Annotated in this window: 25 protein-coding genes; 9 read left to right on the top strand and 16 right to left on the bottom strand. The window is 63.2% G+C overall.

Annotated elements, in window-relative coordinates:
• Nucleotides 1-777: a MetQ/NlpA family ABC transporter substrate-binding protein gene (locus ACEPP2_RS09780; protein WP_395516482.1), complete on the top strand. Its 777-nt coding sequence runs from the start codon at nt 1-3 to the stop codon at nt 775-777.
• 77 nt (nt 778-854) lie between these two features.
• Here ACEPP2_RS09780 and trhO read toward each other — a convergent pair whose 3' ends face one another.
• The 3 genes from trhO to ACEPP2_RS09765 form a co-directional block, all read right to left on the bottom strand.
• Nucleotides 855-1,793 (bottom strand): oxygen-dependent tRNA uridine(34) hydroxylase TrhO, encoded by a 939-nt coding sequence (trhO, locus tag ACEPP2_RS09775; RefSeq protein WP_395516481.1) that lies wholly within the window; start codon nt 1,791-1,793, stop codon nt 855-857.
• A 64-nt stretch (nt 1,794-1,857) separates the two neighbouring features.
• Nucleotides 1,858-2,772, bottom strand: coding sequence for a CHAD domain-containing protein (locus ACEPP2_RS09770; RefSeq protein ID WP_395516480.1), 915 nt, complete (start codon nt 2,770-2,772; stop codon nt 1,858-1,860).
• A complete protein-coding gene (locus ACEPP2_RS09765) occupies nt 2,750-3,244 on the bottom strand; it encodes a CYTH domain-containing protein (protein WP_395516479.1) in 495 nt (164 codons plus the stop codon). The genes ACEPP2_RS09770 and ACEPP2_RS09765 overlap by 23 nt, the downstream gene beginning before the upstream one ends.
• A 152-nt stretch (nt 3,245-3,396) precedes the next feature.
• Here ACEPP2_RS09765 and ACEPP2_RS09760 point away from each other — a divergent pair, with 152 nt between their 5' ends.
• The 4 genes from ACEPP2_RS09760 (at nt 3,397) to ACEPP2_RS09745 (ending at nt 5,783) form a co-directional block, all read left to right on the top strand.
• Complete coding sequence (locus ACEPP2_RS09760) at nt 3,397-4,035, top strand: 2-dehydro-3-deoxy-phosphogluconate aldolase (RefSeq protein WP_142587225.1); 639 nt, start codon at nt 3,397-3,399, stop codon at nt 4,033-4,035.
• 73 nt (nt 4,036-4,108) lie between these two features.
• A complete protein-coding gene (locus ACEPP2_RS09755) occupies nt 4,109-4,810 on the top strand; it encodes a tellurite resistance TerB family protein (RefSeq protein ID WP_077549738.1) in 702 nt (233 codons plus the stop codon).
• A 68-nt stretch (nt 4,811-4,878) separates the two neighbouring features.
• On the top strand, nt 4,879-5,571 hold the full coding sequence (locus ACEPP2_RS09750) for a GNAT family N-acetyltransferase (protein WP_395516478.1): 693 nt from the start codon (nt 4,879-4,881) through the stop codon (nt 5,569-5,571).
• Nucleotides 5,568-5,783 (top strand): hypothetical protein, encoded by a 216-nt coding sequence (locus tag ACEPP2_RS09745; RefSeq protein ID WP_395516477.1) that lies wholly within the window; start codon nt 5,568-5,570, stop codon nt 5,781-5,783. Before ACEPP2_RS09750 ends, ACEPP2_RS09745 begins: the two co-directional genes overlap by 4 nt.
• Here ACEPP2_RS09745 and ACEPP2_RS09740 read toward each other — a convergent pair.
• From ACEPP2_RS09740 to ACEPP2_RS09730, 3 genes are all read right to left on the bottom strand, one after another.
• On the bottom strand, nt 5,780-6,823 hold the full coding sequence (locus ACEPP2_RS09740) for a nickel/cobalt transporter (RefSeq protein WP_395516476.1): 1,044 nt from the start codon (nt 6,821-6,823) through the stop codon (nt 5,780-5,782). The two genes, ACEPP2_RS09745 and ACEPP2_RS09740, sit on opposite strands and share 4 nt — an antisense overlap.
• Nucleotides 6,823-7,464 carry a DUF1007 family protein gene (locus ACEPP2_RS09735; protein WP_395516475.1) on the bottom strand — a complete coding sequence of 214 codons (642 nt, stop codon included), beginning with the start codon at nt 7,462-7,464 and terminating at the stop codon, nt 6,823-6,825. Before ACEPP2_RS09735 ends, ACEPP2_RS09740 begins: the two co-directional genes overlap by 1 nt.
• 73 nt (nt 7,465-7,537) lie before the next feature.
• Entirely contained in the window at nt 7,538-8,434 is an 897-nt protein-coding gene (locus tag ACEPP2_RS09730; protein WP_077549733.1) for a LysR family transcriptional regulator, read from the bottom strand.
• Nucleotides 8,435-8,977: 543 nt separating this feature from the next.
• Between ACEPP2_RS09730 and odc2 the strand changes: the two genes are divergently transcribed.
• The gene (gene odc2 / locus ACEPP2_RS09725) at nt 8,978-10,111 is read left to right on the top strand and encodes an ornithine/lysine decarboxylase (protein WP_142587223.1); all 1,134 of its coding nucleotides are present in this window, start codon (nt 8,978-8,980) and stop codon (nt 10,109-10,111) included.
• Between the two features lie 95 nt (nt 10,112-10,206).
• Nucleotides 10,207-10,773, top strand: coding sequence for a GNAT family N-acetyltransferase (locus ACEPP2_RS09720; protein WP_395516474.1), 567 nt, complete (start codon nt 10,207-10,209; stop codon nt 10,771-10,773).
• 91 nt (nt 10,774-10,864) lie between these two features.
• Here ACEPP2_RS09720 and ACEPP2_RS09715 read toward each other — a convergent pair whose 3' ends face one another.
• The 4 genes from ACEPP2_RS09715 to ACEPP2_RS09700 all read right to left on the bottom strand — a co-directional run bounded on the left by ACEPP2_RS09715 (nt 10,865) and on the right by ACEPP2_RS09700 (nt 13,810).
• A complete protein-coding gene (locus ACEPP2_RS09715; RefSeq protein ID WP_395516473.1) occupies nt 10,865-11,440 on the bottom strand; it encodes a hypothetical protein in 576 nt (191 codons plus the stop codon).
• Nucleotides 11,441-11,456: 16 nt separating this feature from the next.
• Nucleotides 11,457-12,632, bottom strand: coding sequence for a zinc-dependent alcohol dehydrogenase (locus ACEPP2_RS09710; RefSeq protein ID WP_077549729.1), 1,176 nt, complete (start codon nt 12,630-12,632; stop codon nt 11,457-11,459).
• A 190-nt stretch (nt 12,633-12,822) separates the two neighbouring features.
• Nucleotides 12,823-13,041: a tautomerase family protein gene (locus ACEPP2_RS09705; RefSeq protein WP_077549728.1), complete on the bottom strand. Its 219-nt coding sequence runs from the start codon at nt 13,039-13,041 to the stop codon at nt 12,823-12,825.
• Nucleotides 13,042-13,069: 28 nt separating this feature from the next.
• Complete coding sequence (locus ACEPP2_RS09700) at nt 13,070-13,810, bottom strand: SDR family oxidoreductase (protein WP_077549727.1); 741 nt, start codon at nt 13,808-13,810, stop codon at nt 13,070-13,072.
• Between the two features lie 98 nt (nt 13,811-13,908).
• Between ACEPP2_RS09700 and ACEPP2_RS09695 the strand changes: the two genes are divergently transcribed.
• Together ACEPP2_RS09695 and ACEPP2_RS09690 are read left to right on the top strand one after the other, a co-directional pair.
• Nucleotides 13,909-14,802, top strand: a complete 894-nt coding sequence (locus ACEPP2_RS09695; protein ID WP_395516472.1) for a LysR family transcriptional regulator — start codon at nt 13,909-13,911, stop codon at nt 14,800-14,802.
• Nucleotides 14,803-14,896: 94 nt separating this feature from the next.
• Nucleotides 14,897-15,922 (top strand): serine hydrolase domain-containing protein, encoded by a 1,026-nt coding sequence (locus ACEPP2_RS09690; protein ID WP_142587217.1) that lies wholly within the window; start codon nt 14,897-14,899, stop codon nt 15,920-15,922.
• Nucleotides 15,923-16,328: 406 nt separating this feature from the next.
• Here ACEPP2_RS09690 and ACEPP2_RS09685 read toward each other — a convergent pair whose 3' ends face one another.
• The 6 genes from ACEPP2_RS09685 to ACEPP2_RS09660 form a co-directional block, all read right to left on the bottom strand.
• Nucleotides 16,329-17,009, bottom strand: coding sequence for a spermidine synthase (locus tag ACEPP2_RS09685; protein WP_395516471.1), 681 nt, complete (start codon nt 17,007-17,009; stop codon nt 16,329-16,331).
• A 4-nt stretch (nt 17,010-17,013) separates the two neighbouring features.
• Nucleotides 17,014-18,000, bottom strand: coding sequence for a WD40 repeat domain-containing protein (locus ACEPP2_RS09680; protein WP_395516470.1), 987 nt, complete (start codon nt 17,998-18,000; stop codon nt 17,014-17,016).
• Complete coding sequence (locus ACEPP2_RS09675) at nt 18,000-19,124, bottom strand: CobW family GTP-binding protein (protein WP_395516469.1); 1,125 nt, start codon at nt 19,122-19,124, stop codon at nt 18,000-18,002. The genes ACEPP2_RS09680 and ACEPP2_RS09675 overlap by 1 nt, the downstream gene beginning before the upstream one ends.
• A 117-nt stretch (nt 19,125-19,241) precedes the next feature.
• Entirely contained in the window at nt 19,242-19,646 is a 405-nt protein-coding gene (locus tag ACEPP2_RS09670; RefSeq protein WP_142587213.1) for a type II toxin-antitoxin system VapC family toxin, read from the bottom strand.
• Nucleotides 19,646-19,897 (bottom strand): type II toxin-antitoxin system VapB family antitoxin, encoded by a 252-nt coding sequence (locus ACEPP2_RS09665; RefSeq protein ID WP_395516468.1) that lies wholly within the window; start codon nt 19,895-19,897, stop codon nt 19,646-19,648. The genes ACEPP2_RS09670 and ACEPP2_RS09665 overlap by 1 nt, the downstream gene beginning before the upstream one ends.
• Before the next feature lie 56 nt (nt 19,898-19,953).
• Nucleotides 19,954-20,745 carry a creatininase family protein gene (locus tag ACEPP2_RS09660; protein ID WP_395516467.1) on the bottom strand — a complete coding sequence of 264 codons (792 nt, stop codon included), beginning with the start codon at nt 20,743-20,745 and terminating at the stop codon, nt 19,954-19,956.
• Between the last annotated feature and the right edge of the window lie 10 nt (nt 20,746-20,755).

Below are 20,755 nucleotides of genomic sequence, written 5' to 3'. Positions count from 1 at the left end.
ATGAAGAAGATCATCCTGGCAGCCGCCATCGCTGCCTTTGCCGCCGGCTCGGCGCTTGCCGAGGACATCAAGATCGGCGTCACCCCTGGCCCGCATGCCCAGATCATGGAGAAGGTCAAGGAAATCGCCGCGACCAAGGGCCTCAACATCGAGATCCTCGAGTTCTCAGACTATGTCGTGCCGAACCAGGCGCTGGCCGATGGCGATCTCAACGCCAATTCCTTCCAGCACCAGCCCTATCTCGACAACCAGGTCGCAGACCGCGGCTTCGACATCGTCAGCGTTGCCACGAACGTCAACTTCCCGATGGGCATCTATTCCAAGAAGGTAAAGAGCCTCGACGAACTCCAGGACGGCGCTTCCGTCGCCATTCCGAACGACCCGACGAATGGCGGTCGCGCGCTGCTGCTGCTCGCGGACAAGGGGCTCATCAAGGTCGACGAGGCCAAGGGCGTCAAGGTCACTATCGCCGACGTCACCGAAAACCCGAAGAACATCCAGCTCGTCGAACTGGACGCAGCGCAACTGCCGCGCTCGCTCGATGACGTCGACGCTTCCGCCATCAACACCAACTACGCCATCGAAGCGGGCATGAACCCGAAGACGGACTCGATCGCGCTTGAAGGCGAGAAGGCTCCCTACGTGAACGTCATCGCCGTTCGCTCGGAAGACAAGGATGCAGAGTGGCTGAAGACGCTGATCGCTTCCTACCACAATGACGAAGTGAAGGCGTTCGTAGCCGAAGAGTTCAAGGGCGCTGTGATCCCCAGCTGGTAATAGCTGCCCAGGAGTTAGAGAAAAGGCCGCGTCCCCCTGGGGCGCGGCCTTTTGCGTAAGGACCTCTAGAACGAACGTCACCCGCCGATATGCTTCTGCCCGCGCTGCTTCGCCAGCGCGATCTGGTGCTGGCGCTGACGGTAGCGTTCTCTATCGGCTTCCGTGCGCGTCTCGTAGCAATGGCTGCAGGAAACACCTTCCTCGTAGTAGGGGGAATTCACCTCTTCCGCCGTGATCGGATTGCGGCAGGCGTGGCAGAGTTTGTGGTTGCCTTCCTTGAGGCCGTGCTCGACGGAGACACGCTCATCGAAGACGAAACAGGCGCCCTCCCACAGGCTCTCTTCGGCGGGCACTTCTTCCAGATATTTCAGGATGCCGCCCTTGAGGTGATAGACCTCATCGAAGCCCTGCTCCTTCATGAAGGCCGTCGCCTTTTCGCAGCGGATGCCACCGGTGCAGTACATGGCAATCTTCGGCTTGTTGTGCAGGCCGGTGTGGTTCTTCACCCAGTCGGGGAATTCCCGGAAGGTCTTCGTCTTCGGATCGACCGCGCCTTTGAAGATGCCGATCGCCGTCTCGTAGTCGTTGCGGGTGTCGATCACGATCGTCTCCGGGTCGGAGATCAGCGCGTTCCAATCCTTCGGATCCACATAGGTACCGACGATCTTCTTGGGGTCGATGTCTTCGACGCCCATGGTGACGATTTCCTTCTTCAGGCGGACCTTCATGCGCAGGAAGGGCATCTTGGAGGCGCGGCTTTCCTTGTGCTCCAGCTTTGCGAATTCCGGCTGGGCGCGCAGGAAGGCGAGAAGGCGCGCGATCCCCTCGTCTGTGCCGGCGACGGTGCCGTTGATCCCCTCGCGGGCGATCAGCAGCGTGCCCTTGATGCCGTTCTCGTCGCAGACGGCCTGAAGCGGCGCGCGGAAGGTCTCGTAGCGCGTGAAGGTCGCAAAGTGGTAGAGCGCGGCCACGCAAGTGGTGCCTGCTGCCGGCCGGTTTGTCGTGTTGTCGGTCATGGCGGGGAAATACTACCAGACGGTCGGCCACGCAACGCGCTTTCTGTCGCTGTCGGGCCCTCCGCTACCTGCGCGATGCCGCCTCCTGCCAGAGGAGCGCGATGCGGGTGGCTTCCGTATCCGCATCGTCGGCGAAGACAAGCCTTGCCTGTTCGATCGCCCGCTGACGCAGGTCCTGCTGGCGGGCAATGATCGCGCCAATCAGCCTTGCCAGGGTATCGCTGTCGCCGAAGCGGTCCGGGTTCTCGTTCACCACCTGGGTCAGGACCGAAAGGTCGTGCTCATGGCCGAGCACATCCACCAGTGCCTTCGCCTCCCTCTGCTTGGCCTGCATGGCCGAAGACCAAAGGTCGGAAAGGAGTGCCAGGTGCATCCAGTAAGTCTGGCCGACCTTGCGGAGGTCGTGGAAGGCTTCGGCATCCGCGCCTTCCTCACAGGCGACAAGATCAGCCGCCGCGCGCGCCAACTGCTTGCGCCAGGCTTTGGCAAGCCGGCGCGAGGTCTTGCGGGGACCGTCATCGAGATCCAGTTCGTCCAGGGCATCGATTGCCTCGCGGCATGTCCGGATCGCGGCGGCGATCTTGTCGGCCAGGTCCAGCTCCTCCGATGCGATCCGGTCGAGCCGCTCAATCAGGGCCTGGGAGGCGAAGGCAAGCGCCGACATCTCGTCCGGTGATGTCGCTTCCGAAGAAAGGTGGTCGACCGTCTCGACCAGCGCGGTTGCGTCGCGTACCGCCGAAAGCGTCTTCGCCATGTCGCGGATGCGTGCGTTCTCGCGCTGTCGGAATTCCTTGGCATCCGGCTGGATCAGGCGGTAGAGGGCGCGGACGCGCTTGAACTTCTTGCGCGCCCCATGGATCGCCTCGTGGGGGCCGTCGGGCTGGTTCTCAAGGAAATGGATCGCCTTTTCCAGCTGCGCCCGGGCAACCTTCCTGAACTCGGCGGTGAATGGACGGTCAGGCCGAATGCGAAACGCCACCGCAAAGCTCCTCGCTCAGGTCCTCGGTCGCCATTACCAGATTGGAGAACCGGCGGTCCCCCGTTACCTCCCGCCCGACCCAGGAGGGCAAGGGGGGCTGCTGGTCTTCATGTTCCATCTCCACCTCGGCCACGACTAGGCCTTCATAAGCCCCGGCATAGACGTCGACCTCCCAGGTGAAACCTTCGTGCTCCACCTCATGGCGCGTCTTCTCCAGCACGATGCCGAGGGCACTGCCGATCAGTTCGCGGGCATCCTCGACGGGGATGTCGTATTCGAACTCGTCGCGGCTGATGAGTTGCCGGCCGATCTTGATCGTCAGCGTCGCACGCTTGTCGTTGATCAGCCGCACGCGTAGCGACCGGTCCTCCTGCGTGGCCACGTAGGCCTGGATGAAGGTGGACGCCGAGACCGCTTCTGCGCGCCAGGCGTCGTCCTTCACCAGAAACTTCCGCTCAATTTCCTTGGCCATGCGCGTCCCCGTTCCCGGTCGTGCTGAAACCTATTGCAAAACCGGCATTTGGCAAACATTCACAGTGACGGAAGGTTTATTTTTCCTCGACAAGTCGGGGGGAGGGGGATAATCGGAACAGATCAGTTCAATCGTTTGAAACGGAAGCGCCGATGACCGCCAAGACCGAAAAACTCCTCGCGATCCTGAAGGCCCAGCCGGTGGTTCCGGTGCTGATCGTCGATGACGCAAAGTCGGCGGTACCGCTTGCGCGGGCGCTCGTTGCGGGGGGATTGAAGGCGATCGAGATCACCATGAGGACGCCGGCCGCACTCGATGCAATCCGTGCCGTCGCCGCTGAGGTGGAAGGTGCCAATGTCGGCGCCGGCACCATTCTCAGCGCCAAGGACTGGGACGCAGCCGTTGCCGCCGGTTCCACCTTCATCGTCAGCCCGGGCGTAACCCGTGGCATCCTCGATGCTGCCAATGCTTCCGACGTGCCGATCCTGCCGGGTGCGGCTACGGCGAGCGAAGTCATGGCCCTGCGTGAAGAAGGCGTCGAGGTCATGAAATTCTTTCCCGCCGAGCAAGCCGGCGGCGCTGCCTACCTCAAGGCGCTCTCGTCGCCGCTCGCCGGCACGCTGTTCTGCCCGACCGGCGGCGTCTCGCTGAAGAATGCGAAGGATTACCTGTCACTGCCGAACGTCGTCTGTGTCGGCGGCTCCTGGGTTGCGCCCAAGGAACTGGTTGCCGCCGGCGACTGGGCGGGCATCACGAGGCTCGCCAGGGAAGCCGCGGCGCTCAAGGCATAACTTCTCCGTTGCCGCTTTTGTAATTTGGCCCTTCCCACCCTATCTCCCTGTCATCATTAACAGGGAGATCACGATGTTCGACGCCAAGAAGCTTCTTGACCAGTTCCTCGGGCCGCAGATGGGCGGCAAGTCGGGGGATATACTCGGCCGGGCCGGCCAGTTCGGCGACATCGCGAAGAACAACCCCTGGAAGACGGCGGGTATTGCTGCGGCACTGCTTGGCACGAAGACGGGGCGAAAGCTCGCCGGCAATGTTGCCACCGTGGGCGGGCTCGCGGCAATCGCGGGTCTCGGCTATATGGCCTACAAGAACTACCAGTCCGGCCAGTCGCCCCAGACGGTGACACATAAAGAACCTGAGATCCTGCCGCCGCCGGTGGATTCGCCCTTCAACCCGCAGTCCTCCGCGCTCAGCAATGACTTTGCCCTGACCCTGATCCGCGCGATGATCGCCGCCGCCAAGGCCGACGGCCATATCGACGCCGCGGAGCGGGCGAACATCATTGACAAGGTGCATGCGGTTGACCTCGGCTCGGAAGCGGAAGCCTTCATCGCCAACGAGCTCGCCAATCCCGTTGATATAGACGATCTCGTCGCCTCAGCTCGCACCGAGGAGCAGAAGGTGGAGCTCTACACCGCCACCCGGCTCACCATCGATCCGGATACGCGCGCCGAACGCGGCTATCTCGACCTCCTCGCCGGTCGCCTCGGCCTGCCGGATGCGCTGCTTGACCATATCGACGCCACAGTCTCGGCCGCCAAGGTTCAGGCCTAGGTTCCCCTTCGGCCGGTTGCCTTTCACCGGCAGCTGGCCTAAGCCTCGACCCGGACAAGAGGCAGACCATGCGCGATCTCAGGAACTACAAGGTTGAAGCACCCGGCCCCGTTACCTTGCAGGGCCGTTTCGTGACGCTGGAGCCCTACGAGGCCGGACGCCACCTTGATGCGCTATGGGACGGACTGGGCGGCATGGGTGTCAACCAGCTGACCCGCTTCTTCCCCAATGACGACTTCACCGGGATCGACGACTTCGGTGCGTGGCTGGAAAAGGCTCGCACGCAGAGTAACTTCATGACCCTAGTCTTCCGGGATAACACCAGCGGGCGGATCGTCGGCATGGCGAGCTATATGCGGCCGGATCCGAAGAATGGTGTCGTCGAGGTCGGCTCGGTGGCTCATGGCCCGGATGTCCAGCGATCGCCGCTGACCACCGAGGCGCATTACCTCATGGCTCGACACGTGTTCGAGGATCTCGGCTACCGCCGCTACGAGTGGAAATGCCACAACGAGAACGAGGCCAGCAAACGTTCCGCTGTCCGCTACGGCTTCACCTTCGAAGGTGTCTTCCGCCAGCATGTCATCTCGAAAGGCGCCAACCGCGATACCGCATGGTTCTCGATGATCGACGGCGAGTGGCCGGTGCTGAAGCAGGCGTTCGAGGCATGGCTTGCGCCGGCCAACTTTGAGCCCGACGGAAGCCAGAAGCGGCGCCTGGAGGATATCCGCTCCGAGCTTTCGCAGGGAGCGGCGGCATGAGCGGCGAGGGCGGACGCAGCCCCGCAGTGGCTGCGGCACTCATCTTCGTCGGCTTCATGGCGCTGTTCTTCGTCATGCCGCCGATCATGATCTGGTTGGCGGAGACCTTCTCGCCCTATCTCGCGGCAGCGTTCGGCGTTCTGGCTGTTGTTTCCTTCTTTCTGATCTTCTGGCTGCGAGCCCGCCATCAGCGGCGCAAGACCGACGTCTAGGCCTGGAGTGCTGCCCCGAGCAGCGAGAGGCCGATCAGCAGGATGAAGAGCGCGCCGGCGATCTCGAAGCCGGTCGTAACTCGGCCTGCAGTGCGTGATCCGGGACCGGCAAAGCGAACGGCGACATCCTTTGCCGTCACGGCGAGGATCGCGAGCACCGACACGGTGATGGCGGTGCCGAGCGACATCGCCATTACCGAGAGCATTCCGCCGAGATAGAGGCTGTTCAGGAGCGAGAAGCTCATGACTAGGATGGCGCCGGAGCAGGGGCGCAGCCCGACCGCCACGATGGCCGACCAGGCTTCCCTGGCTCCGAAGCGGTTCCCGCCGAGGAGGCTTGGATCCGGCGCATGGGCGATGCCGCAGGTTTCGCAGGCGTCTCCGCTCCCCCGATAATCATGGTCCGTTACGTCGACCGCCTGGAAGGCGGACACGGCAGGTCGCGTGGGCCCGAGCCGCATGGGTCGGGGCGACGTTGCGTTGCCTGCGCCCGCCAGAACGGGCGCGGGTGCCGCACGAAGCACCATCAGCTTGCGGACCAGCAGCCAGGCGCCGAAGGCGGCAATCAGCGCGAAGCTCGCGATTTCCATGGCGCGGGTTGCGGCCGTCATGGTGATGCCGCTGCCCCTGAGGAGGAAGAAGGCCGTGCCGACCAGGAGTACTGCCACAAGCCCCTGAAGGAGCGAAGAGATGAAGGAGATGGCCACGCCGCGCCGGAGTTCCACCTCATTGGCGATCATGTAGGAGGAGATCACCGCCTTGCCGTGTCCTGGCCCTGCCGCGTGGAAGACACCATAGGCGAAGGAAAGGCCGACCAGCCCGCTCAGCGCCCACGGATCGTCGCGCATCGCCTTCAGCGCGCCGGTGAGCGAGCGGTAGAAGAGCTGCTGGTAGTCGTTGATCCAGCCAAGGAAGCCACCGAGCGGGCCGCCGATGCTGAAGGCCGGTTCAGCCGACCCGACGCCAAGCGGCGACTGCGCATGCGCGGCTCCAGCCAGCGCCAGCCCCACCAGCAGCAGAACCAGACGTCTCGACCGCATCAGCAGGTCAGCTCCAGTCGTGTTGCAAAGAGCTTGGACATGTCGTTACCCGAGGGGTCTTCGAAGAAGGCTTCGGTTAGTGTTTCGCTGTTCTGGGCAATGATCTCGTCGGGATCGGGGCGAACGACCTGCCGCTGGCATGCGTCGGCCGCCTTGCCCTGCGCGACGAGGTCTTCGTCGGTCGGGAAATCGATGGCCGTGTACATGGAGGGATCGTAGACGCCGAAGGCGAGCTTGCCCTTCAGCGGCAGCGGCGCCTCCGGCCGGACCGCGAAGAAGATGAGAATCTGGTTCTCCTCGAACGAGACATGGATCGCATCCGGTTTCACGATCGCTGCACTCTTGCCGTCCACAGAGATTGTCGTGAAGTAGTCGAAATCCGCAAGCGAGGCCCGCATGATCTCGCCGAGCTCGGCCAGTTCGGCCTCGTCAAGCTTGAGGTTGGTGTTCTGGTCGAAATCGAGCAGCACGCTCGACGAGAACACCTCGTCGAACCGCCATACGTGACGCAGTTCCGAGATGCTGCCATCGTCGGCGGCTACGACCTCCAGTCGCGCCTCCGCGAAGATGTGAGGGTGCGCGGCGGCCATTCCCGGCAGCGCCAGCGCGAAGGCAGTCACCGAAAGCAGGAGGTATTTCATGCGGGGACCGTGTCTCCGGATTGGAACATCTGCCGTATTTGGGCAGGAAATGGGTCGGAATTTCGACCTGCTGTCAACGCTGGTGCCTGCGGAACCAGACGGCCAGGTAGTCGACGAAGCTGCGCACCTTGGCGGGCAGGTAGCGGCGATGCGGATAGACGGCATAGATCCCGCGATCCTTGGCGATATATTCATCGAGAAGCGTGACCAGATCGCCCGCCTGAATGGCGGGGTTTGCGATGAAATCCGGGATGATCGCAACGCCCAGACCCGCCTTAGCGGCACGTAGCGTAGCCTGCGGGCTGTTTACCTCGACCGGGCCGCTGACCGGCACCGAGATCGTGTTGCCGTCTGCGCTGGAGAAGCGCACATTGTTGTGCCAGCGGGAATTGGTATCGATCAGGAAGGGGATGCGCGAAAGGTCCTGCGGCGTCTCGATCGGGCCGTGCCGTGCCACGAAATCTGCGGAAGCGCAGGCATAGACCCGGAAATCGGCGATCTTGCGGGCGATCAGCCCGGAGTCCTCAAGCTTTGTGATGCGGATCGCGAGGTCGAAGCTCTCCTCGATCAGGTCGACGAAGCGATCCTCCGCGACGATTTCCAGCGAGACGTCGGGATGCTCCTTGGCGAAGTCGATCAGCGACTGGCCGACTTCCGCATCCACGAACGTGCGCGGCACCGAGACTCTGAGTCGGCCTTTCAGGTCCGCATTGTTCTCCCGCACCAGGTCGGCGAGGTTGTCGATCTCCTTCAGGATGTCGGCGGCCGTCCGGTAGTAGGTATGCCCGGCCTCGGTCATGGAGAACTGCCGCGTCGTGCGGTTCAGGAGCAGGGCGCCAAGATCATCCTCCAGCTCCTTCACATACTTGGAAAGCAAGGCTTTCGAGCGGCCTGTCCGCCGCGAGGCGGCCGAAAAGCCCTCCGCTTCCACCACGTCGATGAAGGCGCGCATGCGCGTCAAGGTGTCCAATACGATCGTCCCTTTCTGGCCCCACGCCTAGTTGGGAATTCAGGTTCCCGGCGGCAATGTGAAAAATAGATAAACAGGCGAAAAAATCTCTTGATTGTGAAGGCGAATATTCTTATCTCCCGTGCTGCCCAAAGTCGCACGTGCCTGTGGGTGTCCGCCGACCCTCGAACTGGGATTCATCCCTAAGGTGAGGTCATCGGTAAGGTACCTGGAACTAACCCCTCCAGTCGCTATTCCGGCCAACCGGGAAATGCGAGGACATCTTGAAGCAACGACGGTGCGGGCCTTTCTGGTTCTCTTCCGGCTTTCCATCAGCCGGGGTCACTGAAGAGGCACACCATCATTGCCGGAAGTGCGGTGGGATAACCCCTCCAATCCATGGCAGACAAAGCCGGATCTTTGCCCGTGGCAGGGCGCTGATCCATTGTTTGCGCGTATGAGCGTGTAGCGGCGTCGGGGTCTCCACCGGCTGGCGCGATCGCATACCTCATCCGCCCTTTGTCCTCCGGTCCGCCGGAGCTTGGAATTTTGAGGGACTGCAAGATGACGACCGCTCGTATTCTCGATTTCATCAAGACCCGACGCCCCGAAGGCCCCTGCCTCGTCGTCGACCTCGATGTCGTGCGCGACAACTTCCACGCGTTCCGCCACGCCCTGCCCGACAGCGCGATCTACTATGCCGTCAAGGCAAACCCGGCGCCGGAAATCCTGAAGCTGCTCGCCTCGCTCGGTTCGAGCTTCGACTGCGCGTCGGTTGCAGAAATCCAGATGGCGCTCGACGCAGGTGCGACGCCGGACCGGATCTCCTACGGCAACACGATCAAGAAGGAACGCGACGTTGCCCGCGCACACGCGCTCGGCATCGGTCTCTTTGCCGTCGACAGCCACGAGGAAGTGGAGAAGATTTCCCGTGCCGCTCCCGGCGCGAAGGTCTTCTGCCGCGTGCTGACGGATGGCGAAGGTGCCGAATGGCCGCTGTCGCGCAAGTTCGGCTGCGTGCCGCAGATGGCCGTCGACGTGCTCGTCTACGCACACCAGCTCGGCCTTGAGTCCTACGGCGTATCCTTCCACGTCGGCTCGCAGATGATGAAGGTCGATGCCTGGGATTCGGCGCTTGCCGATGCCAAGCGGGTCTTCGCTCAGCTGGCCAAGCAGGGTATCCACCTGCAGATGGTCAACATGGGCGGTGGCTTCCCGACCAAGTACCTGCGCGACATCCCGTCGGCGGAAGCCTATGGCCAGGCAATCTTCGCTGCTCTGCGTTCGCACTTCGGAAACAACCTGCCGAAGACGATCATCGAGCCGGGCCGCGGCATGGTCGGCAATGCGGGTGTGATCAAGGCGGAAGTGGTTCTCGTGTCGAAGAAGTCCGACAACGACAACCACCGCTGGGTCTTCCTCGACATCGGCAAGTTCGGCGGTCTCGCCGAAACGATGGATGAGGCGATCCGCTACCCGATCCGCACGGAGCGCGACGGCGACGACATGGAGCCTTGCGTGCTCGCCGGCCCGACCTGCGATTCCGCTGACGTGCTCTACGAGAAGAACATGTATCCGCTGCCGATCTCGCTGACGATCGGTGACGAGGTTCTGATCGAAGGCACCGGCGCCTATACGACGACCTATTCGGCGGTGGCCTTCAACGGCTTCGATCCGCTGAAGAGCTACGTCATCTAAGGCCTGACACCGCCGACCCCGTAACCAGCCGGGGCGGCAAGCTCACAATTCCTCTTCATCGCCGCTGATAACGGTATTGGGTACGGGAGGCCGCCATGGCCGCTGTTCTTGACACTGTGCGCGCATTCTTTGCGCCGACCACCTATACGATCGATAGCGAAACGCCGGCGGATGTCGTCGCGCGTGAAAACCTGCTTGACCGGGTCATGGGACCGGAGCGCCGCAGGAAATCGTCGGAAAAGATCCGCCGCGGCCGCCTGCCCGCCGAAGGCCTCGCCCTTGTTGCCCGCGACGAAGACGGTCACGTGATCGGTACCGTGCGCCTGTGGAACATCGAAGCCGGCATCAGCCAGCAGGGCACGCTGGTCGAGGCGCTGTTGCTCGGGCCGCTTGCCGTCGACTGCACGCAGGAAGGCCGCGGCATCGGCGGCGCGCTCATGCGCGCGGCGATCGCGGAAGCGGATCGGCGCGGCCACGGCGCCATCTTGCTGGTGGGCGACGCCGCCTATTACGAGCGTTTCGGCTTCTCGGGCGAGAAGACCCGGCACCTCGTCATGCCCGGCCCCTCTGATCGTGACCGCTTCCTGGCGCTGGAGCTCCGGTCCGGCTGGCTGGACGGTGCCGCCGGCATGATCGTCGCGAGCGGTACTCGGCTCAACTGAACGACATTTGGTGTCGGTTGCAGGCGTCGGAATCTGAACAGAGAAAGCCCGCTCCTCGTGAAGGGGAGCGGGCTTTCGTGTTCGCATCCGCTCAGAGGCGCTGCTCGGGACGGGCGGCTTGCGGGGCAGGGAGTGCCTTCACGGCGACCTCGTTCTCCTGCTGCCCTTCGCGGCGGGCAGCATCAACACCTTGGGGAAAGCCGCTGCGGTCGCTGTAATCACGGATATCGTCCTCGTCGCGCCTCGCCTGCTGCCGCGTTCCGAGGGCGGCCGCAACGTCGAGCAGCGTCACCCCGGCCACCATGGCGAGTGCGAACGCGGCATTGCCGCGCTTCGGATTGTCGTCCGTGACTGCGGTGCTCAGCACAGCGAGGTCGACCGCATCACCTGCAACCCGGCTGTAGAGCCCTGCCTTCTTGTCCACCGAAAGCGTCAGCATGCCGCTGGCGATCTCGCGGGCACCGAAGGCGCGGATCAGGCTTTCGGATCCTTCCATGCCGATGGCGCGGCTGATGCGTCTGGCGGCGACAAGCTCGGCGATGCCGAGCCCGATGCTGAACCAGCCGAGATTGCGGGCGAGGCGATCGGTGTTGGAGAGGGAGCTCGGGCCCGTTTCGATCACCCTTGGATTGTCCGAGCGCTGTAGGGCGTTGGCGATATGTTTCATCACTGTTCTCCGATCCTCAAGTCTTCAGCACGACCTTGACGCAGCCGTCCTGCTTGTTGCGAAAGACCTTGTACATGTCCGGTCCGTCCTCGAGCTTCGCCGTATGGGTGATGACGAAGGAGGGATCGATCTGGCCTTCCTCAATCCGGCGGACGAGATCGTCGGTCCAGCGGTTGACGTGGGTCTGGCCCATACGGAAGGTGAGGCTCTTGTTCATCGCCGGACCCATCGGGATCTTGTCGACAAGCCCGCCATAGACGCCGGCAATCGAGATGATGCCGCCGGGCTGGCAGACATAGATCATCTCGCGCAGCACATGCGGCCGGTCACTCTCCAGCATCACCATCTGCTTGGCGCGGTCGAGAAGCGTATCCGGCTGGCCCATTGACACATGGGACTCCAGCCCGACCGCGTCGATGCACTTTTCCGGGCCCTTGCCTGTGGTGAGGTCGTTCAGACGCTCCACCACGCTTTCGGTCTCGAAATTGATGGTGATTGCACCACCCGCTTCGGCCATGGAAAGCCGCTCGGGAATGCAATCGATCGCAACGACCTGCTTGGCGCCGAGAAGGACGGCGCTGCGGATCGCCATCTGTCCGACAGGGCCGCAGCCCCAGATGGCCACAGTGTCGGTCGGCTGGATGTCGCAATTGACCGCCGCCTGCCAGCCGGTGGGGAAGATATCGCCGAGGAAGAGGGCCTGCTCGTCGGTCAGGCTGTCAGGCACCTTGATATGGGTCTTGTCGGCGAAGGGCACGCGGAGATACTCCGCCTGGCCGCCGGGATAACCGCCCGTCAGGTGCGTATAGCCGAAGAGCCCTGCGGTCGCGTGGCCGAAAACCTTGTCCGCCATGTCCTTGTTGCGGTTGGAGCGCTCGCAGACGGAGAAGTTGCCCCGCTTGCACTGGTCGCATTCACCGCAGAGAATGGTGAAGGGCACCACGATCCGGTCGCCCTTCTTGAGGGCACCGTTGATGCCGGAGCCCACTTCCACGACCTCGCCCATCATCTCGTGGCCCATGATGTCACCCGGCTCCATTGCCGGAATAAAATTGTGGAAGAGGTGCAGGTCGGAACCGCATATGGCGCAGCTGGTGACCTTGATGATCGCGTCGCGAGCGTCCTCGATCTCGGGATCCGAGACCGTGTCGCAGCGGATGTCCTCTTTTCCGTGCCAGACCAGAGCTTTCACAGGCTTCTCCTTCGGTTGATGTGTGCGCACTCACGCAGCGTGCAGGGCACCACAACCTTCGAAAGGGCCTGAGGTTTCAGATCTTCCCGAACTTCACGAAGGGTTGCCCGGACGATGGCCAGACAAATCAGGGAACAGACATTGCCGGATCCCGGCGGCAACGCCGCCGGGCGGCACCAGCTTTGAGCGCTTATTCCGCTTCACGTGCGCGGTAGGCGTCGGGGATGACGTAGATCTCATCGGCGCGGCCATAGCCGCCATCCTTGACCTCCTCGATCAGCACCATGGTATGCGGACGTGCCGCTTCGCTGAAGTAACCGATCAGCAGGTCTGTCGTGCGGTGCACGATCTCCTCCTTCTGCGCCCGCGTCAGCGCGCCCTCCGGGGTCTTGATGTTGACGAATGGCATGGTTTTTTCCTCTCGCTCTCTCGTTACGTCACAGCATGCCGCCATTGGCGCGAAGCACCTGGCCGTTCACCCATCCGCCCTCGGGGCTTGCGAGGAAGGACACGACCGGGGCGATGTCGTCCGGCTGGCCGAGCCGCCCGAGCGGAATGCCTCGGACGATGCTCTGCACCAGTTCTTCCGACTTGCCGTGCATGAACATCTCGGTTTCCACCGGCCCCGGCGCGACGGCGTTGACGGTAATTCCCCGGCTTCCGAGCTCCTTCGAGGCCACATGAGTCATGGCTTCGACGCCGCCCTTGCTTGCCGCGTATCCGCCGTAGCGCGGGCCGTATGCCCCGATGACGCTGGAGGAGAAGTTGATGATGCGGCCACCGTCGCGCAGCCGGCGGCCTGCCTCGCGGATACCGTAGAAGGTACCGGTGAGGTTGACGGCGATGTGCCGCTCGAAGGTGGCATCATCCATCTCCGTCAACGGGATGAGCGTCATCACGCCGGCATTGTTGACGAGGACGTCGGTGCCGCCGAAATGCTGTTCCGCAGCGTCGAACAGTGCGGCGATGCCTGCCGATGTGCTGACGTCCGCCTGCACGGCGAGCGCCTTGCCGCCGGCCGCTTCAATCTCCGCGACCACCTCGTCGGCGGCGGCCGGGCTTGAGGAATAGTTGACGATGACTGCGAAACCGTCAGCTGCAAGGCGAATAGCCGCGGCGCGGCCGATGCCCTTCGAGGCTCCGGTGACGATGGCGACGTGTTGTTCTGTGTGTGTCATGGCATGTCTCCTTTCGTTCCTACCCAAGATACGAAGCCTTTGTCGAAGAACAATGAACGCGAATTGACATGATAATTCAGCCGTGCTGAACAATAGCAATGGATCGCCTGACGCGCATGGAACTCTTTGTCCGGGTGGTGGAACGCGGCAGCTTCGCCGCGGCCGCCGCCGATCTCGGGCTTGCACGTTCCACCGCGACGGCGGCGATCAAGGCGCTTGAGGCGGATCTCGGCGCGCGCCTCCTGGAACGGACGACCCGTCACGTCGCCGTCACCCTCGATGGCCGCGCCTTCTACCAGCGCTGCCTGTCGATCCTCGCCGAGATGGCGGACGCGGAGACGATTTTCCGGGAGGCAAAGCCGCAAGGCGTCCTGCGGGTGGACGCCCATCCGATGCTGACGCAGACATTCCTGCTTCCGCATCTTCGCGAGTTCCTCGACCGCTACCCGGCCCTGGAACTGCAGATCGGCCAGACGGATCGCTATGTGGACCTCATCCGGGAGGGGGTCGACTGCGTCATCCGCGCCGGCGAAATTTCCGACAGTTCATTGATCATGCGGAGGCTCGGCTCGATCACCGAGCTGACCTGCGCCAGCCCCGCCTATATCGAGGCCCACGGCACGCCTGAAACCCCGGATGCGCTGGAGGGGCACGAGGCGATCGGCTTCATCTCCTCGCGTACCGGGCAGGTCCTGCCGCTGGAGTTCACCGTCAACGGGCAGATCCGCGAAATTACGCTGCCGACGCGCATCCGGGTCAACAATTCCGACACGATCGTGGACCTCGCCTGCCGTGGCTTCGGCCTGATCCAGGCGCCGCGTCACCGCCTTCGGGCTTTCATCGAGAGGGGTGAACTCGTAGAGGTGCTGGCAGATTTCTTACCGGCGCGAACGCCGCTTTCGGCTCTCTATCCGCAGAACCGGCAGCTCTCGCCGCGCGTGCGCGTGTTCCTCGACTGGATCAGCGAGATCTTTGCAAAGGCCGAGCTCTAGAAGCCGCAGTTGGCTCTCTTCACGCGCCATCACCTTGGCGTGAATCGGCAGGGCGGCCATAGTTCAGGACCCACGTCGCACTAAATTGGCGTTCATGATCACAAGACGCACCCTGATTTCTGCCATTCCCCTCGCTCTCACTGCCCCTCATGCTCTCGCCCAGGCTGTTCCGCAGACGCCGGAGCCCGGCGCATCCCTCGGCGCTGTCTTGGACGGGGCGAGAGGCCTGGAGCCGCTCAAGGTGGTGCTGGTTTCCCGGGAAGGAGAAATGCTCGCCGAACGCGCCTTCAACGGGCATTCAATCGACGAATCGACGAACATCAAGTCGGCCTCCAAGTCGATCATCTCCGCAATGGTCGGCGTCGCCATCGACAAGGGTCTGTTGCAGGGAACCGACCAGAAGATCGCGCCGATCCTCGAACGCGAGCTGCCGCGCGAGCCGGATCCACGCATGTCCGAGATCACCATCGGCAACCTTCTCTCCATGCAGGCGGGTCTCGCCCGCATGTCGGGACCCAACTACGGCCGCTGGGTGTCGAGCCGCAACTGGGTGCGGTTTGCCTTGTCGGAACCGTTCGACGGCGAGCCCGGCGGCTCTATGCTCTACTCCACCGCCTCCACCCATCTCCTCTCGGCCATCCTCACCCGCGTCGGGGAGAAGTCGACGCTGGCGCTGGCGCGCGAATGGTTCGAGCCGGTGGAAGGCTTCCGTATCGGCTCCTGGGAGCAGGATCCGCAGGGGATCTATCTCGGCGGCAACCAGATGGCGATGACCGCGCGGTCATTGCTGGCCTTCGGTGAAGTTTACTGCAACGGCGGCAAGGCAGAGGACGGCACGCGCATCATCTCCGAGGACTGGATAGAGCAGTCATGGATACCGCGGACCAATTCCCGCTTTTCCGGCGATGGCTACGGCTATGGCTGGTTCCTGCGCAGGATCGGCGGCGAGGAGATCAGGTTCGGCTGGGGCTATGGTGGGCAGATGCTCTATATCGTCCCGTCGCTCGGGCTCACGGTGGTGATGACGTCGGACGAGAATTCACCCTCGGCACGGACCGGCTATCGCGACGACCTGCACGCCCTCCTGGCGGAGATCATCGGTGCTGTTCGCTCCGCCTGACGGGAGCAATGTTGTTGCGCGGGCGAGAAATTGCGCTGGCGTTTCAAGGCAGCGGTTTTGTCATTCTTCCCCGTCCATCCCCGCAGCCTTGCCTCGTCTTATCCTGAAGCAGTCATCGGGCAGGGGCCGGGTTCGCGAACCGGTTGCCTCCCCCCGGGAAGCACCCGGTGCCCGGTGATGGTTGCAGACGGTGGCGGGCCGGCGTCAGGCCGGTCCCCACCGAAGCTCCGGAAAGAGAACTGACACCTCTCCTCCGGATCTTCGGGAAAAGCCGGAAGCGATCGGGCAGGCAGTCATGCCTGACACACCAATACCCTCGATGCCGATTGCCTGCCCATCCCCCGTTTCCCGTCGCGGAGTTCTCCGGCGCGGTTCCTCCTGCTGCCGTTCGGCAGGTGCAGAGGTTCTAGCAAGCCTGCTTCACGCCAAGCCAGATCATGTGCTTCGCACCGCGTCCCCTGGTGCTCGCACGCGTCGGATTTTCCTCAACCGCGAACCCTGCAGACTGCATCCGGCGCGTAAACCGGGAATCCGGGGCAGACGACCAGACGGAAAGTACGCCGCCAGGCCTCAGCGCAGATTTGGCCGCTCCCAGACCGCCTGCATCGTATATGCGATCGTTCTCGTCGCGCGTCAGCGCCTCCGGCCCGTTGTCGACATCGAGAAGGATGGCGTCAAAGACAGCCGTCTCGCGACGGATCAGCTCGCCGACATCCGCTTCCACGACCATGACGCGCGGATCGTCCAGGCACCCCTTGAACACCTCGGCCATCTCGTTCTTCGCCCAGCGGATCACCGCCGGCACGAGCTCTGCGACGACGACACGCGCATCCTGTGGAAGTTCCGCCAAGGCTGCACGGAGCGTAAAGCCCATTCCGAGGCCGCCGATCAGGATCACCGGCCGTTGGCGATCGCTGATCTTGCCGATGGAGAGACGCGCCAGCGCTTCTTCCGATCCGGAAAGCCGGCTGTTCATCAACTCGTTGGTGCCGAGCATGATCGAGAACTCTGAGCCTCGCCGCTTGAGGCGCAGCTCGTCTCCGCCGCCCGGCACGGTCGCCGTGTCGATCAGGGTCCAGGGGATCACGGGCTCAGGCCGAAATGTCGATGACGCCGCAGTCACCGGCTTCCGAAGCGAAGGCGAGCAGTCTGCCCGTCGCGCTCCAGCTAAGGCCGGTGATGGCGCCCTTGCCGGGTCGGCGCAGCAGTGCCTCCTTGCCATCGGCGATCCGCACGCCGAGGATCATGCCGTCGACGAAGCCGATCGCCAGGACCTCCTCCGCCGGATGGAATGCAACCTGGGTGACCATGATGTTGGCGCGCGTGCCAAGCTCCAGCGGCGCCTTGCCCATCGGACCGTCCTTGGCCGAGAACGGCCAGACGATCGCGGCGGGCGCGCCGGAGGAGGCCAGCCACTTGCCCTTCACCGACCAGGAGAGCGACTTCACCTTGGCCGGATACCCGGTCATGCGCATGTGGCGGGCTTCGCCTGGCTTGCCGTCGAGCTTCCAGCCGTGCAGGGCGTTTTCCTGCATGGTGGTGACGAGGAAGCGGCCATCGGGAGAGAAGGTGACGCCGGTGTGGGCACCCTTCCAGTCAAGGTCCACAGGCGCGCCATTGGTGCCGACCCAGTGCAGGGTCACGCCGTTGTACCGCGCCACGGCAATCCGCAGGCCCTTCGGGGCGAAGGCAACGCCTTCCACCGTGCGCTCTTCGGGAAATTCCCGCGTCGTGCCGTCCGAAAGGCGCACGAAGCTCGTGCGCCCATGCGCATAGGCGACGGCCCCCTGCGGCCCGCCGGCGACCACGTTGATCCACTTGCGCGGCGCTTCCGCCAGCTGCGTCACGCTGCCGTCATGGGCGATTCGCAGGACCTTGCCGTCCTCGCCGCCGGTAAGGAGGGTGGCGCTGTAGGGGTCGCGGATGCAGGTGAGCAGGCCCTCATGCGCGTCTGTCACCTTCTCGCCGCCATCGAGGCGGTGGATGGTGCCGGCAGCTGAGGCGAAGAGAGGGACCTCGCCGAGGAAATGCGTGGCGACGAAATGGCCTTCGAGATCAAGCGGTGCGACGGTCGGCATCAGGCAGGCGTCGCCTCGCAGGCCTTGAAGCTCTTCTCGATCTTCTCGACGTCGAGGTCGCGGCCGATGAAAACGAGGCGGGATTCGCGCTTCTCGCCATCCTTCCAGGGACGCTGGTGGTCGCCCTCTACGATCATGTGAACACCCTGCACCACGTAGCGCTCCTCGTCACCCTTGAAGGCGATGATGCCCTTCAGGCGCAGGATGTTGGGACCATCGGTCTGGGTGATCTTCTGGATCCAGGGGAAGAAGCGGTCCGGGTTCATCTCGCCACCGCGCAACGAGATGGACTTCACCGTGACGTCGTGGATCGGGGAGGGGGCATGATGGTGGTGATCGTGGCCATGGTCATGGTCATGATCGTGGTGATGGTGATGATCATGATCGTGGTGGTGATGGTCGTGGCCGTGATGATGACCGTGGTCATGGTCGCAATCCGGGCCGCAGACATGATCCTCGTGACCATGCTCCAGGAACTGCGGATCGTTCTCCAGCGCCCGCTCCAGGTTGAAGGCACCCTGGTTCAGGACTTTGGCGAGATCGACGCCGGAACGGCTCGTCTTGTAGATGCGTGCGCCGGGATTGATGGCCCGAACGACGTCCTCGATCTGCGCCAGCTCGTCCGGCGTCACGAGATCGGTCTTGTTGATGACCACGACATCGGCGAAGGCGATCTGGTCCTCGGCCTCGCGGCTGTCCTTCAGGCGGAGCGGCAGGTGCTTGGCGTCGACTAGAGCGACCACGGCATCAAGCTCGGTCTTGGCGCGCACGTCGTCGTCCATGAAGAAGGTCTGCGCAACCGGAACCGGGTCGGCAAGGCCGGTCGTCTCGACGATGATGCCGTCGAAGCGGCCGGGGCGGCGCATCAGGCCTTCCACGACGCGGATCAGGTCGCCGCGCACCGTGCAGCAGACGCAGCCGTTGTTCATCTCATAGATTTCCTCGTCGGATTCCACGATCAGGTCGTTGTCGATGCCGATCTCGCCGAACTCGTTGACGATGACCGCATACTTCTTGCCGTGGCTCTCGGAGAGGATGCGGTTCAGGAGCGTCGTCTTCCCGGCGCCGAGATAGCCGGTGAGAACGGTGACGGGAACGGGCTTGGCGATGGTCGTGTCGGTCATGGGAAACCTCGAAGGGTGAGCCGGCGCCGGGGCGGCGCGCAAAAGGTGTCGGCCTGATATAAGGGCAAGCCGGAAGCAGTTCAAAGGGTTTTGAATGTTATAAGGTGACAGCGGTTGTCACGGCTTGGTGTCGACGTCTGTCTCCCGCAGGAGACGGTCTGTGGTCAGGATAGGCTGCCCCATCACCTTCGCATGAGCGTAGTGGAAGCAATCGAAGTTGCTCAGATACCGACGGCCGATGCCGCGATCCTGCGCCACCGCGACGGCGTGATGCAAAATCTCCCGGGGCTGGCCTGTCTCCCTCAACTCAATATTGCGGTCGTCCAGCCACTCAAGCACGGCACCTTCCGCGTCGCGATAGCTACAGTCGAGCTGATCAGGACGCGAAAGGATGATGATCGCCTCCCAGGCAGCGAGTGCTGAGGTGAAAGGCGAAGCTGCGCCGAGTAAGGCCTCTTCATAGGCATCGGCCGTGTCTTCGCCTGCCATCAACGATATGATCGCGCAGGCGTCGACAAACATCAGTCAGATGCTAGTTCGTGGTCGAGTTCGTGGAACGCTTCGGCAGGAACAGGATGTCGGTTCGGCTTGAATGCGAGGCCGCGTCTAGCAAGTACGCGCCTTGCAGTCTCACGTGGGCTTTCGTTCTTTAGGCGGCTTGCGATGGTTTCCCGCAGCGCATTGACGACTGCGTCTGTGATCGTGGTGCCGTCAAGCTCCGCCAATTCGCGCGCCAGAGCATCCGCTTGCTTGTTACGGATATTGAGGGTCATCATGGCCTCCTGTGTAGCAGCAGCATAGCCATTTGTGTAGCTAGCTGCAATGCGAGCTATGACAGTTCCACCGCATCGAACGCCGCCACATCTTGCAGCAGTTCCATGATTCCCTTCACCGCATGGGCCAGGATGGCCTCGCCCTTTTCCGCGGTCGCGGCGGCGGCATTGCCGGCGACACCCGCCTTGTTGAGGTCCGACATCTTCCAGCCGAAGGCATGCGGGCCATAGGCGCGCAGGTGCCGGTAGCGGCTGGCGAATTCGCTCTGGCGGGATTGGAAGGCTTCGGCCCTCCCCATGTCCACCCGATCCGGATGGAGCGCCAGCATGACCGACGTCTCTATGTCACCGCCATGGATGTCGATCGCCTTTTCCTCAGGGCTGATCAGCCCGTCGGGTAGCCCGAAGCGTGTCCAACTCGTCGCGACAGCGAGCATGTTGAACCGGACACGGGCTTCGGTGGCGACGATGGTCATCAAAGGGGAATTGCCGCCATGGGCATTGAGCATCACCAACTTGCGGATGCCTTGTCGGTGCAGGTCCTCCGCAATCCCCAGCCAGCGCATCACCGCCTCGTCGAATGCCAGTGTCTTCGTCCCGGGCACATCCATGTGCTCGATGGAATAACCGACGGGTTCGATGGGAAGGAAGGTGACCGGAAGGCGAGGGGGCAGGGTGTTGATCAGCCGGTCGACGATCCCCGTTGCAATCAGCGTATCGGTTTCGAAGGGCAGGTGCGGTCCATGCTGTTCATGGGCGCCGAGCGGCAGGACGGCAATCCAATCGCTGCGGTCGACGGGCGACAGCGTCGGATCATTGTCCCTGAAATGCGGCCGTGGGTGAGGCATCTGGCGGTCC

It is taken from the genome of Pseudorhizobium flavum (assembly GCF_044142885.1).
Classification (GTDB): Bacteria; Pseudomonadota; Alphaproteobacteria; order Rhizobiales; family Rhizobiaceae; genus Neorhizobium; species Neorhizobium flavum.
Note: the sequence above shows the minus strand (reverse complement) of the source record. Positions and strands in the feature narration are given on the sequence as shown.